The 16240-nt window shown below is 41.2% G+C and carries 9 protein-coding genes; 4 read left to right on the top strand and 5 right to left on the bottom strand.

Annotation, left to right across the window (positions count from 1 at the left end; translation table 11 throughout):
• Positions 1-105: 105 nt before the first annotated feature.
• Positions 106-6996: a PAS domain S-box protein gene (locus HGR01_RS19000; RefSeq protein ID WP_063749831.1), complete on the bottom strand. Its 6891-nt coding sequence runs from the start codon at positions 6994-6996 to the stop codon at positions 106-108.
• 264 nt (positions 6997-7260) lie between these two features.
• Between HGR01_RS19000 and HGR01_RS18995 the strand changes: the two genes are divergently transcribed.
• Positions 7261-8079, top strand: a complete 819-nt coding sequence (locus HGR01_RS18995) for a radical SAM protein (RefSeq protein ID WP_045871091.1) — start codon at positions 7261-7263, stop codon at positions 8077-8079.
• A 316-nt stretch (positions 8080-8395) separates the two neighbouring features.
• Entirely contained in the window at positions 8396-9022 is a 627-nt protein-coding gene (locus HGR01_RS18990; protein WP_045871092.1) for a 4Fe-4S single cluster domain-containing protein, read from the top strand.
• 184 nt (positions 9023-9206) lie between these two features.
• Here HGR01_RS18990 and HGR01_RS18985 read toward each other — a convergent pair whose 3' ends face one another.
• Positions 9207-9713 carry a DUF6174 domain-containing protein gene (locus HGR01_RS18985; protein ID WP_045871094.1) on the bottom strand — a complete coding sequence of 169 codons (507 nt, stop codon included), beginning with the start codon at positions 9711-9713 and terminating at the stop codon, positions 9207-9209.
• Between the two features lie 493 nt (positions 9714-10206).
• Between HGR01_RS18985 and HGR01_RS18980 the strand changes: the two genes are divergently transcribed.
• Positions 10207-11229 (top strand): tetratricopeptide repeat protein, encoded by a 1023-nt coding sequence (locus HGR01_RS18980; protein WP_045871095.1) that lies wholly within the window; start codon positions 10207-10209, stop codon positions 11227-11229.
• 144 nt (positions 11230-11373) lie between these two features.
• On the opposite strand, the gene HGR01_RS18975 is transcribed toward HGR01_RS18980, so the two are convergent.
• From HGR01_RS18975 to HGR01_RS18965, 3 genes are all read right to left on the bottom strand, one after another.
• Entirely contained in the window at positions 11374-11889 is a 516-nt protein-coding gene (locus HGR01_RS18975; protein WP_045871096.1) for an outer membrane beta-barrel protein, read from the bottom strand.
• Positions 11890-12661: 772 nt separating this feature from the next.
• Positions 12662-14896: a CHASE2 domain-containing protein gene (locus tag HGR01_RS18970; RefSeq protein ID WP_045871097.1), complete on the bottom strand. Its 2235-nt coding sequence runs from the start codon at positions 14894-14896 to the stop codon at positions 12662-12664.
• A 266-nt stretch (positions 14897-15162) separates the two neighbouring features.
• Entirely contained in the window at positions 15163-15321 is a 159-nt protein-coding gene (locus HGR01_RS18965; protein ID WP_155539304.1) for a hypothetical protein, read from the bottom strand.
• Positions 15322-15680: 359 nt separating this feature from the next.
• Between HGR01_RS18965 and HGR01_RS18960 the strand changes: the two genes are divergently transcribed.
• Positions 15681-16220, top strand: coding sequence for an MgtC/SapB family protein (locus tag HGR01_RS18960; RefSeq protein ID WP_045871098.1), 540 nt, complete (start codon positions 15681-15683; stop codon positions 16218-16220).
• Positions 16221-16240: the final 20 nt, after the last annotated feature.

Genomic DNA, 16240 nt, shown 5'->3' with positions numbered 1-16240 from the left:
AGATTTTCATACTTGGGCAGGGTGTAAAAATTGTATTGGGGCATTGGGCATTGGGCATTGGGCATTGGTAATTTATTCTTCCCCTGCTCCCTCATCTACCTCATCTCATGAAAAAATATCTGGTTGCTCTGCGAGTTCCATAATTTTTTCAAATTGAAAGTTATCTGCTAAATCAGTTAAAAAGGTTTTTAAAACAGGATTTTCTGTGGGAATCTGATCCAGTAAGTCTAAAATCATGCCATCACTGCACTGAGCCGCAGCATGGTAGAGCTGGGTGAGCCATTCCGGTGACATTTGCGATAACAAAGGTAGTAATTCGGTAGAAGTGAGAATTTGTTCTTTTTTATTAAGCTTCGCCTTGACTAATTGATTGCTGTCTTGCTGGTAAAGATATTTGACTCCTAAATAAGTACTCAGCTTTTCTAGTAAAATTTCTTCGCGGAAGGGTTTATTAATTAAGTCATCACAACCAGCTTTAATCATAGCGCCGCGTTGTTCTTCAAAAGCATTGGCAGTTAAGGCAATAATGATCGTGCGACGCTGAGGTATAGAAAGTTTGCTTTCGGAAGCTTTAATAAATTTTGTGGCTTCGTAGCCATCCATAATCGGCATCCGCATATCCATAAAAATTAGGTGTGGTTGCAACTCTTGCCATTGCGCGATCGCTTCTTTGCCGTTAGTAGCTTCTTGCACCTCAAAACCGATAAATGTTAATAGCTCAACTATCAATAAACGACTTTCTCTAGCATCATCAACTACTAAGATGCGATATTGTTCTTGATGAGGTGCTAAACCAATAACAGGGGATTTAGTTGGTTGGAGATGAATGTCGCTAGCTGAAGCGAGGTTAATTTGAATATCAAAAGTAAATTTACTTCCTTCGCCTAAAGTGCTACTAACGCTAATATCTCCACCCATTAATTGTACATATTTGCGGCTAATGGCTAAACCGAGTCCTGTTCCCTGTTGCGATTTTCTACCAGTTTCAGTTTGTCCAAAGGCTTCAAATAATAAATCAATTTCTTGGGGTGCAATACCGGGGCCAGTATCTTGAACTTCAAATACAATTTGGGTAACATGGTCTGAATTTTGCTCTTGCTGCTGCGATGTTACTCGCAGTATGACGCTACCTTGATGAGTAAACTTGATAGCATTCCCTAAAAGATTGAGCAGAACTTGCAGTAATTTACTTTCATCAGTTTGCACATATTGAGGAATATCATCAGCATATTCAAATAGCAACTGTAAGTTCTTAGCAGCAGCCCGGAAATGTAACATATCTTCCAAGCTTTTTAATAAATGAATTAAATCAAAGCTAGTGACATTCAAAGTCGTTCTACCAGCTTCAATTTTCGACATTTCTAAAATGTCATTAATTAAATTTAATAGATGCTCACCAGCACGATTAATAATTGCTAAGTGTTGCTGATGTTCGCTGGATAAGGTATTTTCGCGGGTCATGATTTGGGTGAAACCAAGAATCGCGTTGAGTGGTGTTCGCAATTCATGACTCATATTCGCCAGAAATTCACTTTTAGCCCGATTAGCCGCATCAGCTGCGATCGCAGCTGCTTGTAATGCTTGTGACTGACTTTGAGTTTGGGCTAGTAATTGCGCTTGCTGTAAAGCAACTCCTAGCTGATTACCAATTTGGACAACAATGTTTATTTCTTCTGTTTTCCATTGACGGGGGACAGAATTTTGGTAACTAGCTAATAATCCCCACACTTCATTGCCACATAAAATAGGCACAGTAATATAAGCTTTAGCTTGCAGGCGCTTTAAAAAGTTGATGTAATTGGGTTGAAATTTGACTTTGTCAATGTCTGCAACATAGCGAAAATTGGCAACTTGGGTATACTCAATCTCTGGGATAGTGTTCAGATCTGAATCTCGCACCTGCTGTAGACTATCCAACATTGTCCAAATACAACGCCCTTCTGCTAAAGCACCTTCGGTAAGATAGGGGTCATTTTTTTGTGCTTCTAAGAGCGAAGACCAACCAAATCCCACCGATTCAGAGACAAATTCACCAGTCCAATCGGGGTGGAAACGGTAAACCACAACGCGATCGCAGTCTAGCACTTGTCGTAATTCTTGGGTGGTGGCGGCGAAAATCGTCTCTAAATCTAAGGTTTGGCGCATCCTTTGAATAACTTGGGCGATCGCTCTTTCCCGTTCCGCACTTTCTTGTAAGGCTTCTTCTGCTAGCTTGCGCTCGGTAATATCTGTAACTGTACCGATGTAGCCCTTAACTTCGCCATCTTCGCCGATTTCTGGCAATGCCTGACAAATTACCCAGATAATTTTACCATCAGGGCTGAGAAACCGATGTTCCATTTTATAGGGACTTTTGTTTGCCCTAGATGTATCCCAACTTGACAACACAAGCTCGTAATCATCTGGATGCATGGCTTTTGCCCAAGCTCTACCCAGAGACTCGACTAAGGAAAGCCCAGTAATTTCACTCCAGCGTTGATTAAAATATAAAATATTGCCATCAACATCGGTGTGGAAAATACAAGCTGGTGAGGCTTCTGCTAACAGTTGATATCGTTGTTGACTGGCTTGCAAACCTAATTCTGCTAACTTCCGCACATTGACATCTGCTAAATAACCCACACACTCAATCGGGTTCCCAGCCTCATCGCGGATTAACCGTACTTGCTCGTATATCCAATGGTAAGTCCCATCAGCGTGTAAAAAGCGGTATTCGTAAGACCGATACTCCTGCTCAAACAGCTCAGAAAACTTTTTCAAGATAGATTCCACATCTTCTGGGTGGACGTAACGCAACCAGAAACTCGAATCTTGCAGAAATTCTCGCGCTTCATAGCCGAGCATTTTCTTCACGTTCTCACTCATGAAAGTAGTGCCAAAATCCCCAGAGGTTTTGCAGCTATAAATCACCACAGGGCTAGAAGTCAGGAGATATTGTAAGCGTTCGTTAGCTAAACGCAATTTTTGCTCTGCATATTTGCGATCGCTAATTTCTACCATGACTGTACCCACACCAGAAGGGCGATCGTCTTCACCGGGAATGGGAAAATAGGAAATCAAGAAGTGACGCACCGTATCTGGTTGCTGGGGTGCAGGGCTGCTGACTTCTATGTTGAGAATTGGTTTCCCAGTTGATAGCACCTGCTCGTAATATGGAGTAACCACAGGGGCAATATGGGGAATAATTTGCTGAATAGTCTTACCAATGTGGTCTGTTTGCGGATATCCATTAATATCTGCCTGTAATTCGTTGATTTGCACAAACCGCAGTTGATTATCTAAAATACTCATACCCACAGGCGCACCAGAGAAAAAGGCATTGAGGCGCGCTTCTCTCAGGGCGATTTCTTTTTCTAAGGCTTTACGTTGAGTGATGTCTTTGTTTGTACCTGTCATTCGCAGTGGTACACCTTGTTCATCACGCTCAAAAATCTGCCCGCGAGTTTGAATCCACTTCCAAGTACCGGAAGAGCAGCGCATCCGAAATTCTACTTCATAGATTGGGCTGACACCTTGCAAATGCTGCGCTAAAACTGCGTTAACTAAAGGTAAATCTTCGGGATGGACTAATTGTTCAAAAGCTTGGACATTATCTTCAATTTCATGTTCTTCATAGCCCAGCATTTTCTTCCAGCGCCAGTCACGATAAATTTTGTTACTGGTGAGATTCCAATCCCACAATCCCAAATCGCTGGCTTCTAGGGCTAATTGCAAGCGTTCTTCGCTCTTTCTATGGGCTGCTTCTACTTGTTTGCGCTGAATTAATCCCCCTAACTGGGCTGCAACTGCAGATACTAGCAATAGCAACCGCTTATCAACTTGTACCGAGCTGCTTTTAAAAAAGGCCAAAACTGCTAGGACTTTGTTGCTAGCTAAAATTGGCACACCAAACACAGCTTTTAATCCTACCCTAGCTGCTTGTGGCGATCGCAAAAAAACAGGCTGTGTGACACCAGACACATCTTCTAACCATTCTGCCTGTTTCTGTTGCCAAACTCGCCCTGGCAAATCTTCGCCCAGATTTAAGCTAATAGTTTTACTTTCTAACCCAAATTCTTCTAAGCTGCTATCTTCACCGTACCAACTGAGAGTATGTTCTAAAATTTTGCCATCATCGCTCGGTATCCAAGCTTCGCCAAAATCCCAGGCGATATTTTGGCAAATTAAGCGCAGAATCACCACTAAAGCTGTGTTTACATCAATGGCGCGAGTTATCGCTTGGGTAGTTAACAACAATAAACGGCTTTCGTTTTCAGCTTGTTTACGCTCAGTGATATCTTTAGCTGTACCCAGTATGTACTGTTGCCCATCAATTTCAATCATTTCCGCGCTGAACAAGGTAGTTTTCACTTCACCTGTAGCAGTACGGACATCAACTTCATGGTTACGAATTGCTTTTGTTTGGCGCAAAATTTGCTGAAGATAAGCATATTCTTCTGGATTTACCCAAATCTGCAATTCTTGGTTAGTATGTCCAATGACTTGACCGTGGGAATAACCAAAAAATGAACAAAAGCTATCGTTAACTTCGATATAGCGCATCTCCGGAATAATACTGAGACTAATCGGGTCAGGAGATGAGCGAAAAGCCGAACCTAACTTTTCTTCGGAAATGCGGCGTGCGGTTTCCGCGCGTCGGCGTTCTCTTGCTTCTAGGGCTAAAGAGACTAAATTTCCCAAGGAACGGGCAAAATTTTGGTCTTCTTGTGTCCAATGATGAGCAATTAATACAGATTCCAAGCATAAAACACCAACAGTTTTTCCCCCTAGTCGGATGGGTGTATCAAGGATGGAAGTAATATTTAAAGGAGTTAAGTAAGACTGAGATAACTCTTGAGTTTTCGGATCGTTACAGGCATCATGGGCTACAATTAGTTGGTTTTGATGCAAAGCTTGGAAATAAGCCGGATAATCGGCGGTAATGAGGGAAAATCCTTCGCTATGTTGATCTTGGCTTTGCTCAAATAAATCTATGCACTGCAAAATTGTCTCGTTTTCTGTATATAGCCAAACACTGGCTCGTTCCACCGCAATATTTTTTGCCCCTACTTCTGTAATCAGACTCACAGCTGCTTTTAAGTCGCCTTGATAAAGCACCTGATTGGTGGCGAGTTCTGTAAGTACTAAATTATGCTGACGCAGCTTAATTGCACTGGATTGTAATGCTTGTTCGGCGCGTTTGCGCTGCGTAATATTACTAGCTGTACCAGTGATGCCAACAACTTCGCCCTCATCATTATGTAGAGCGATCGCATTCAGCATCAGATACAGAATACTACCATCTCTCGTACTACAAATAGTTTCATGCTGGAAAATCGACTCGCCATTGAGAAGACGCAGAAACACTTCCTGCATCTGCGTCACTTGGCTAGGCAAAATAAAATCAGTAAACGCCCGCCCAATCATCTCTTGGGGTTCGTAACCATATAACTTTCTCACCGCCGGATTAATAAAAGTAATTAATCCTTCTATATCCACAGACCAAATGATATCTTGGGAAGTCTCAACTAGGTGACGATATTTACCTTCACTAGCTTTAAGAGCAAACAGGCGCGCCTTCCGCGAAGCTTCGCTGATACGAATTTGCTGCTGGAGTTGGCGATTTTGCTTTTCTAATTCTGCACGTGCTTGTTTTTCTGTTTCTAATAGTTGCGCTCGCTCATGAGCAACAGCAATAGCTGCAGTGGTGGCTTGTAAAAGTGAGACTTCCGCAGTTTCCCAAAAACGAGCGGCGACACAGTTATCAAAGCCAATGAAACCGAAAAACTCACCTTTGACAAAAATCGGGAGAACCAGAATTGATAAAACTCCCTGATTAGCTAAAATCTCCCGTTCTAACTCCGGACATTCCGCCACAATGTCGGAAATCATTTCGCCTTGTGATAATAAGGTAGCCCAACGTGGAAACGACTTATCATAAGCAACGCTTTGTAGCGCAGGGTTATGATTTTTCGGCTGAATTCCTGGCGCGCACCATTCAGCACATTGGCTCATCACTAAACCACCTCCGGCTGCATGATGATTTTCAAAAATATATACACGACTGACTTTTGCGGCTATCCCCAAAATTTGGACAATTTCGCCGTAGTATTTTTTATTGCCATCAAAAGTAGATAATTTGCGTCGAATTTCTAGTAAAGCTTCTAAATAACGTTCGCGAGATTTTTGGGCAGCTTGTGCAACTTGGCGATCGCTGATATCTGTGAATGTGGTGACTACAAAATATTTACCATCATCCTGTTGCCCAATTACCTGAGTCATTTCTACAGGTAAGCGCGAACCATCTTTACGGGTAATAATAAATTCTCTTTTTTCTGACTGAGTCGCATTAACAATAAAATTTTTATATTGCTGAATTAAATTAGATTTAGCAACAGCTGTTAAATTTGCATAATGTAGGGTAAATTGTTGACCAATTAGTTCTTCACTGGTAAATCCATACATTTGACAGTAGGTAGGATTTACCTCTAAAAAATATCCATTTTCATCAGTCAGACAAATGCCTACCTTAGCACTATGCAACATCGCATCTATATATATGTTGCTGTGTTGTAAATCATGCTTTTCTGCTATTAGATGAGGATTTTTAGCTGTTAATCGCTGTTTGAGGTTTTCCAGAGTAAGTCGATTCTTGACCCGTAAGACAACATCTTCTAAGAGTAAGGGTTTAGCAATATAATCAACAGTACCTATTTCATAGGATTTAAATTTTTTAAAGAATTCCTCTGGATAGCTCAGGAAAATTATCGGAATATTTTGTGTAGTCTTTTCATATAATAGATATTGCCAAAGTTCATATCCATCCATCTCTGGCATCATTAAACCTAACAGAATTAAATCAGGTTGAAAAGCATTTACCTGACTAATTGCGAGTTTTCCCGAATTGACGCTTTTAACTTGATACCCTTGACAGCAAAGAATATCTGCTAAAAATTCTAAATCTTCTGGCTGATCTTCAACCACCAAAATTTTGATTTCCTGAATATTAATTGCCATATTGATTTTTTATTTGATTTCAAAGAGTCAAGAGTTGGAGAGACGCGATTAATCGCGTCTGTACAAGAGCCAATAGTCAAAGAATTAATTTTGTTCAACCTTCTCCTGCAAAGACGCTCCGCGTAGCTTGCTTAAGCGTAGGGGTACATCCTTTTTAGCTAACCTCACAAGTTCCTCAACTTCTAGATTTAAATTTGTGTTAAATCCAAATTTTTAGATTGTTTTTTGATACCAGTGTATGTTTGATTTTATGAAGGAGCAAGTATGAGTGCTACAGCATATAAACAATATCCATCCTGTGCTTCTGTCTATGGGCCAGTAGAATCATGGCGATTTGGGCGATCGCTTGGCATCGATCCTATTGGTTCAAAATCTACCTGCTCCTTTCACTGCATCTACTGCCAGTTGGGAAAAATTGAAGCCCTGACGACTGAACGCCAAATTTTTGTCCCAACATCTCAAATTGTTGATGAGTTGCAGACTGTATCACTAGATAATGTAGATACAGTCACCCTCAGTGGTAGTGGCGAACCAACACTAGCCCTGAATTTAGAGAAAATTATCGGTGTTGTCAAAAGAATTACCAAAAAGCCCACTGTGGTTCTGACTAATAGCACCTTGCTATCCGATCCCCAAGTGCGTAGGGATTTGATCATGGCAGATACAGTCGCTGCAAAACTAGATGCCATTTCGTCAAATCAATTGCAGCAAGTCAATCGCTGTGTAGAGACAATTAATCTACCAAACCTTGTGGCAGGAATCGAGCAATTTCGTCAGGAATATTCAGGACATTTGGCTATTCAAACCATGATCTTGTCTCCTTGGACACCAGAAAGGGTGATGGATTACATCCAAATCCTTCATATTTTGCAACCAGATGAAGTCCAACTCAATATTCCTTCCCGTCCCCGTGTTTTGGTACGCCAATTAGACGCACGCGGTAACGATATTCTCCAACCCGCCCCTTACCTCGTTCAAAATCTCAGATGTGTCAGCACAAGCGTCTTAGCTTCATTAGCTAATCAAATTCACAATGCAATAAAAATCCCGGTGCGTTATCCAGGAATGGCTGTGCTGGTTTAGAGAAACGCGATTAATCCCGTCTGTACAAGAGTGCTGAGTCAGGAGTGGGGACAATACTTGTCGGTTAAGGGCAAAAGGCGAAGGGGAAAAGGGACAAGAAAAAACCTTTAACCCTTACCCTTTCACCTTTTCCCCAAACCAAATTAAGAGTTGACAATCCTTAACCGAGCAGTATTGGGAGTGGGGACAATAGGGTTCGGATAAAACCAATCGATTGACATTTAAATCCTGTAGAGACGCGATAAATCGCGTCTCTACGGAGCGAATAGTCAGTTATGAGTTGATTTAACAGCTAAAGCTTCAAAGGAGGAAAAAGATGGAATCCCAACCAAATCACCCATCGCAACAACTTATGGAAATTCCCCCTGAGCATCTTAATATTATGGGCTACGTTGATGAATCTGAAGTTAACGGGCCTGGTTGTCGTGCTGTTGTTTGGGTGCAAGGTTGTTCCCGCGAATGTCCTGGCTGTTTTAATCCAGCATCTTGGTCATTCGAGGTCAACCAATTGATATCCGTTGATACCCTTGCTGAAAATATTTTGAAAAAGCCGCGCAACACAGGGGTAACTTTCTCTGGCGGCGAACCCTTTTGGCAAGCACCTGCATTGGCATCTTTAGCACGTAAGCTGAAAGCTGCTGGATTAAACGTGATGTCATTTACTGGCTTTACCTTAAAGCAGCTGCAATCGGAATCTGCTCCCCCAGGTTCGCAAGATTTATTAGAGCAGCTAGATATTCTGATTGATGGGCCATTTGTAGAATCTTTGGCGATTCATTCTCCTACTTCTCCAGTCTCATCCAGCAATCAACGAGTTAACATCTTTAATCCTGCTTTCCAAGACAAAATTACCTGGGCTAGCGACCAGATAGAAATTCATGTCTTCAAAGATGGTAGCCGATTGGTGACTGGCTACCAAAGTTTGTGGCAGCAGGTGGAGTAGGTTGGGGATTGGGGATTGGGGACTGGGGATTGGGGACTGGGGACTGGGGATTGGGGAACTCGGGGCCCCCTCTGGGGGGGGTAATGGGGATTGGGGACTGGGGATTGGGGATGGGGAGATGAAGAAGAAATTCCTATTACCAATTACCCATTACCCATGCCCAATGCCCTATGCTCTATGCCCATTATTTAATTTCTTTGAAATCTTCAATTGTGAGATATAACTCTTCATCGGCTATCTGACGCTCGTAATCGATAGCAATTTGGGTAGGGTAGCCGAGTTTTTTATTGTAGTTTACAGCCATGTTGGATGCTTTTTTGGCGATCGCATCCCGAATGACATTGAATACCTTGGGCATTGTACTGTATTCCTGGAATAGCTCGGGATTAACTTTTTTACCATTTTTATCGGTAATTGAAGTTGTTTGCCCGTTACGCACTTCAATTACTACTGGGCCTCTAGCTTCTTCTGTACAGAAACAACTTCTACTAACTTTGTAGCGATAGTTGCGGATTCTTTGCTGACTCCATACCCGGCGATTCTGTCTAAATTCCTGTAAGTTTGTGTTAGCGATCGCGGATGTCTGAGCTATCTGTGTTGGAGATTGAGATATTGCTGGTTTGTTTAAACCCAAAGCCAGTAATAGCCCTGTACTTACTAATCCAGCACTAACAATAATACCTAAGCGCATATAAATAAATTAAATGGTTATAAGTTATGAGATTTTGACAAAGCTTTTAAAGTTCCTGATCAGCTTTGCCAAGGTTAAATTCAGGTTTTTTAGTTAAATTTGCTACTAGATAATCTTAGGCTTCTCTGTATATTGAGTTTGATAACAGAGAAAAAGCGATCGCATCTGTGCCCAAATTAACTCTTCGATAGATATGAGGGATCGCGAAAAATCAGCAGTATCTTGCTTTAAAGTCTTAATATTTCCTTAACTTTAGTGACTGTAATTCTCTTCATTACTTCAACTACAGCACTCAACTTAATAACTACAGGATTTCTCTGAGGTAGATTTTTAAGTTAGTTATTATACTATATTCACTCTATTTACGTCTTATATCTAAAGATAGAGAATATTGTTTATCTCCTATTTGGAAATTATCACCTGAGAAGGGTTAATTCCAAATGCAACGGCCCTAGCAAACCTGCCTATTTACTTTTAGTGCAACCGAGGTCAGATGTCGCAACCTTCAAATCCAGTCACCGAGTGGGAACAACGTCGTGATGAAGCAACCCGCTATTACAAGCGAGGAGAATTTCAAGAATATCTTGTACTTGCAACCGAAAATTTAAAGTTGGCTCGAATCATTCCAGATCGCGCCAGAGAAGGTTATGCATTAAATGACATTGGACTGGCTCACCTCGGTTGCTGGCAACCTGATAAAGCATTGAATTGTTTTAATGAAGCATTAACCTTGGCTCAAGAATTTGGGAATGTGCGAGCCGAGGCTACCGCACTCAGCAATTTAGGTTCTACCTACAGTCGCATAGGCAAGTTTTCCCTAGCTTTAGCATCTTTTGAAAAAGCACTGCAAATTTTCCGGCAATTAGAAGATGCTCAAGGTGAAGTTTCTACTCTCAATGATGTAGCACTGGTTTACACCAGATTGGGAGAACCAAAAAGAGCGCTATTGCTGCAAAACCAAATTTTGGCTATGCGTCGCTTGCTAGGAGACTTTTCTGGTGAAGCAACAACCTTAAATGGCATTGGGTTCGCCTACAGTGCTTTAGGTCAGCAACAGCAAGCACTAGAATATTTCCAAGCAGCATTACCAATTCAAAAAGCTGTTAAAAATATAGTTGGCGAAGCGACTACCTTGAATAATATTGCCTCTATATATAGTGATTTAGGGCAACCCAAACAAGCGCTATTACTGTATTATCAAGTGCTGTTAACACGTCGGGCACTCAAAGACCTCTCTGGTGAAGCCACAACTTTGAATAACCTTGGTTTTACCTACAACAGCATTGCAAACCATGCTCAAGCACTCAAATATTACAAGCAAGCTATAGCAATTTATCAAGAACTAGGCGATCGCTTAGGAGAAAGTTCGACTCTCTTGAATATGGGTAGCCTTTACGCCACCAGAAGACGTAAAAAATTAGCGCTATCCTGCTACCTCAATGCTCAAGAGTTAGCCCAGGAAATCGAATATCAGCCGCTAGTGGATAAGGTAAAGCAGTTTATTAATGCGCTGTAGGGATTGGGGATTGGGGACTGGGGACTAGGGATTGGGGAGATGAGGGAGATGAGGGAGATGAGGGAGATGAGGAAGAAATGCCGATTACCCATTACCCATTACCCATTACCAATGCCCCATGCCCTATGCCCTATGCCCCATCCATTAGAATCTATAACCTATTCCAGTTTGGAAGCTAACGGCATCGGCATCACTGTTTCTGTAAGCGTCAATACCCCATTTAGCATCGCCATAGACGATGACGTTATTGGCAACTTGTGATTCTGCACCTAAGGTAACTACGGGTGCATTTTGATTACCTAGTGGGGTGTTTTTACCTTCATCGGTGACAAACGAGTATCCGCCACCGAAGTAAACGTTCGTATTTTTGGCGATGGGCGCATCATAAGTAACTATAGGCATAATTGCAGTGGCATCACCACCAAACAGGACGGAACCCCGAAGCGATACAGGTGTTCTGGGCATAGTTACCCGTCCTTGCACGTTACCACCAAATTGAGCATCATCATTTCCTTGTCCGCCGCTTGTTGCGCCAGCGGCAATCCCAACACCGATGTAATTGCTGTTAGTACCAGCTGTTTGAGCAGAAGCAATTCCAGCGGAGAGGACAACAGAAGAAACAACAACGGCAGAAGCTGCCAAAGCTTTGAGTAGTTTCATAATTTCTCCGCACTAGAGTTAAGTGCAATCAATGTTCTCTATTACTAGAATCCTCTTTTTGACAAAATTCACCCTCCCACACTGAGGTCATCCACTTGGTTGAATTGTTTTTCACACAGTTGGGTGAAGCGTGGTGACATAGTTTTGGGTAATAATTGATATCTGTTGGTAAATACAATAAATTGCAATTTGTGGCTTGAGCAATGAAGCGATCGCGACCAGTATCTGTGCCAAAATTGGTATTTGTATGATAAATTTCTAATTCAATATGCTTGGCTCATTAGTGATTGATTTGTCACTTATTCAAAAAGCCAGATCAATTGGGGGATTCTCCCCCAAACCCCCGATTGGGTGACGGTTGCGTCCCCCAAACCCCCTCCAAAATTATTGTTCTGTTTTTTTGTTGGGTAACTAGTACAAGTAGGCGTAAATAGCGCAAAGTTGGCGGTGTCGGTTTCCGTCCCGCCAAACTTTGTAAGAGAAACAGATTATCTGTAATTGCTAAAAGGCTTGTGGTATAAGTATTCTTCTTGTGACTTTTGACTTGTGACTTTTGACTTGTGACTTTTGACTTGTGACTTTTGACTTTTGACTTTTGACTTTTGCCTTTTGCCTTTTGACTTTTGACTTGTGACTTTTGACTTTTGACTTTTGCCTTTTGACTTTTGACTTTTGACTTTTGACTTTTGACTTTTGCCTTTTGCCTTGTTGTACTAGTTTTTTGGTTTTGTTAGCAATTATTTTTCTTAACTGAAGTATAGTTATTTATAATTCACGATTGCTTGTGCAAGTTTTGGTAGATGATGCTTAACTGCTTCTCTACCTCTGGTGGTCTATTGGTAAAGCGAATATAAAAGCTATTATCTGTTGATTGCTCTAAAACTTTGGCATAAATATCTTCGCTGAATATTTCAGTATTAGGCATTTGTAAGTTGAGCTTGATATTTGTTAGAGGTGCTAATACATGAGAAATTTCATCTTGAATAATATAGATTTCTGCACCCTTTAATGAAAGTCTGCTTACCTTTCCCTGCATGATAGTACCATCAAGATGTTTGCCATCCAAAGCTGTATATTGTAGAGGAATTTCTTCAGTTAAATTTAAAAATATCTCCTCTTCTTGAGGGAGGTAAAGATTATATTTTCCACCTATACCGCCAATCTCATAAATTGTGATGGGTTGTTGCACACCTTTTGGTTGGACTTGTTTTTGCCCATCAATCTTTAATATTGTTTCTACCGCTTTGAAAGTAGATTCGGAAATCAATATTTGCCCGCCAATACTGTAAGATTCAATGCGATATGTGAGATTAACTTGGTCGCCTACAATTCCATATTTGCTACGTTTCTCAGAGCCAATATTACCAACGACAACTTCACCAGTATTAATGCCAATCCCCATTTCTAAATTAGGTAATCCTTGTTGTTTCATGGTTTCGTTAACAGCCTGCATCGCTAATTGCATTCCTACAGCACAAGCGATCGCTCTGGTTGCGTCGTCTTCGCGATGGGTGGGAGCGCCAAACAGTACTAAAATTCCATCCCCCATGAACTCATCAATGGTTCCCTGGTACTGGGTGATGACATCAGCCATGTATCCCAAGTAGAGATTGATAATTTTAATTACTTCTTCGGCGGGTAAGCGTTCGGATATGGCTGTAAAACCACGAATATCTGAAGTGAGAATGGTGATATTCCGCCGTTCGCCACCTAACTTCAAACCTTGGGGATTTTCTAGTAAATTAGCAACTACTGTATCAGTTAGGTAACGACCAAAGGTTTTACGTATAGAACCAGCCATACGCGCAAAATAAGCCGTAACTGCGATCGCACTTCCAGCTAAAGCAAATAATGCTGGTATCACTGGTATCCACCAGCCGGCTAAAAATGCAGTATAAGAAAAACCTACTAACCCACCTGCGGCGATCACCGGAGCCAAGACTTTAGGTAATGAGACTTTGCTCATTCCCCCTGTGTATCGTAATTGCCAAATTAAGGTAGCACCTAATCCAGACCAGAATAAAATCCACAAACATTCTAATGGTTCCGCCCAAGTTTTAATTAAAGGACGCTGATCGAGTACACTGCTCAGAATTTGGCTAATCTGATTGGCGTGGATTTCTACTCTAGGGGTGTGTTCAAAACCGAGAGGAAAACCACTATTAAAGGGAGAAAAGACGAAATCCTCAAAAATTTCCCCTACATTACCAATTAAGATAATGCGATCGCGTCCCCAATCAGGAGGTAAGCGATTAAGCAAAATATCTGACATGGAAACCAATTCAAAGGACTGTTTCGGCCCGCGATAGTTTAATAAAATCTGATATCTTGTAGCATCAGCGCCTACATAACCACCATCATTTGCAGCAAAGGCTGGAAATGTAGTTTTTCCCAAGCGATATATAGGTGCATCAATTTCTGGCGGCTTAATTCCTTCTGGCTGTAAATATCGTAAAGCCAGCATCATGCCAAAGCTCCAAATCTTTTTCCCTTGGCGATCGCTAATCGATAAAAACCCACGCCTCACTTTCGCATCTGGATCAATCAGTAAACCATTAGCGCCTATTTGTCCCTTAGCTTTCAACAAAGGAGAAGGCGGAACGCCTGCACCAATTACTTGTTGGATACCAATTATATTGTGATAACTTTGATAAACCTTAGTTAAATCTGCGTGTCCTGGGTCTACAGGTAAATCGCGATAAATATCAAGACCAATAACTCTTGGCTTTCTCTGTTGTAGTTTTACAAGTAACTGAGCTAAAAGCTTATCTGGTAAATAGTCCTGACCAATCAGCTCGTGTAAATCTGTTTCATCAATACCCACAATCGCAATGCGATCGTCACGGGATTCTTGCGGACGTAAACGTATATATTGATCGAATGCTGCCCATTCCAAGAACTGAAGTAAACCAGAAAAGCGTAGTAAGATAATCAATCCGGTAACACTAGGAGTAATAATCAATAAGCTACGCCATTGCCAAAGCACCTGTCTCAGCTTTGTCCACATTGAACCAGACCAAAATTATTTTGTATTGTTATTGTTAGCGCAAAATATCTGAATCGTAAACGATGTGTTACCCATTTTTTCAGAAAGTTATTAAAGTTTAATTAGTTTGATTGATGAAAAATCAAAGTTATACCAATTCAAATAATGTTGGCGACACATCAATATATTTTAGAAGGCAAGGCAATGCCCCTACAAGCTGTCGCATTCTTTTTTAAAGTTGGTTTAAATAACCGTTTTGGAACTGCCAGAATCAAGAACGAGTATTGTTAGTTGATTAAGCATGAATCGGTAAAGCGATCGCAAATTTTCTTCTCTGACATAGGCTGGAAATTACAGTCAAAGTTCCGCCATGTTTTTCTGTGATGATTTGGCAAGCGATCGCTAAAACTAAAAACTGCTGTAGAGATTTTTATGTTTGCTGTCATCTCCATTGTTTCAGAAAAATCTCACCAAAATCTTCCATCATCAGCACATAACCATTCTGGTAAGGTTCCAAGCTGTAGGTTTGGACAATTAAAGGCGAGTTGAGATTTTTCGTAATGATGTACTGGTTGCGAAATTATTGCGACTTTTTTTTCTCAGTATTGAGTTGTCAATTCTTCCTTAGAACTATTTTTAATCAAGTGTGTGTTCCCTATTGATGTAAATACGGTAACTTTATTGATTTTATGTTGTTAAACTAATTACAATTTAAAAACTCAAGTTTTACGGAAAACTTTATTGAGCCTTGAGCCTACTGACAAGAGGCAGAAAATTTCCTTCTATTGTGAGGAGTGATAAATCAATGGGATCAATGTTTATTACTGCCAATGATTGGCCACATATAGCATTTAGACTGGCGATGGCGCTTCTAGTAGGCTGCATGATTGGCTTGAACCGTCAGCAAGGAGGTAGACCTGCTGGCATGAGAACTTTTATGTTGGTAAGTATGGGCGCAGCATTATTCGTGATGATCCCGTTACAAGCTGAAGGTGACAGCCCTTATGCAGCTACCAATGCCTTAAGTCGTACAATTCAGGGTGTAGCCACAGGTGTAGGATTTCTGGGTGCTGGATTAATTCTGCAAGAATCTCCCAGAAAATCTCATGTGCCAAAAGTTCGAGGCTTAACCACAGCCGCCTGTGTTTGGACTTCAGCAGGATTGGGTGCAGCAATTGGCTGTGGTTTGTGGCAAATGGGATTATTAGGAGGGTTGCTAACGCTGATTACGCTGAGTGGAGTTAAAAAGCTCAATCGCTCCTTCGTTAGCCTAGGTAGTCAAAATAAAAAGGGCAAAAGTCAGGAGTTAATCATCACTGAAGAACAGGATGATGATGATGATTAACATTTAGTTACAGCATAAGA

Source organism: Tolypothrix sp. PCC 7712 (genome assembly GCF_025860405.1).
GTDB classification, from domain to species: domain Bacteria; phylum Cyanobacteriota; class Cyanobacteriia; order Cyanobacteriales; family Nostocaceae; genus Aulosira; species Aulosira diplosiphon.
Note: the sequence above shows the minus strand (reverse complement) of the source record. Positions and strands in the feature narration are given on the sequence as shown.

Excerpts from the sequence above, each read along its gene's own strand:
- HGR01_RS18965 (WP_155539304.1), bottom strand. The coding sequence starts at position 15,321 with ATGACAGCAAACATAAAAATCTCTACAGCAGTTTTTAGTTTTAGCGAT.
- HGR01_RS18995 (WP_045871091.1), top strand. The coding sequence starts at position 7,261 with ATGAGTGCTACAGCATATAAACAATATCCATCCTGTGCTTCTGTCTAT.
- HGR01_RS18970 (WP_045871097.1), bottom strand. The coding sequence starts at position 14,896 with ATGTGGACAAAGCTGAGACAGGTGCTTTGGCAATGGCGTAGCTTATTG.
- HGR01_RS19000 (WP_063749831.1), bottom strand. The coding sequence starts at position 6,996 with ATGGCAATTAATATTCAGGAAATCAAAATTTTGGTGGTTGAAGATCAG.
- HGR01_RS18960 (WP_045871098.1), top strand. The coding sequence starts at position 15,681 with ATGGGATCAATGTTTATTACTGCCAATGATTGGCCACATATAGCATTT.
- HGR01_RS18980 (WP_045871095.1), top strand. The coding sequence starts at position 10,207 with ATGTCGCAACCTTCAAATCCAGTCACCGAGTGGGAACAACGTCGTGAT.
- HGR01_RS18985 (WP_045871094.1), bottom strand. The coding sequence starts at position 9,713 with ATGCGCTTAGGTATTATTGTTAGTGCTGGATTAGTAAGTACAGGGCTA.
- HGR01_RS18975 (WP_045871096.1), bottom strand. The coding sequence starts at position 11,889 with ATGAAACTACTCAAAGCTTTGGCAGCTTCTGCCGTTGTTGTTTCTTCT.
- HGR01_RS18990 (WP_045871092.1), top strand. The coding sequence starts at position 8,396 with ATGGAATCCCAACCAAATCACCCATCGCAACAACTTATGGAAATTCCC.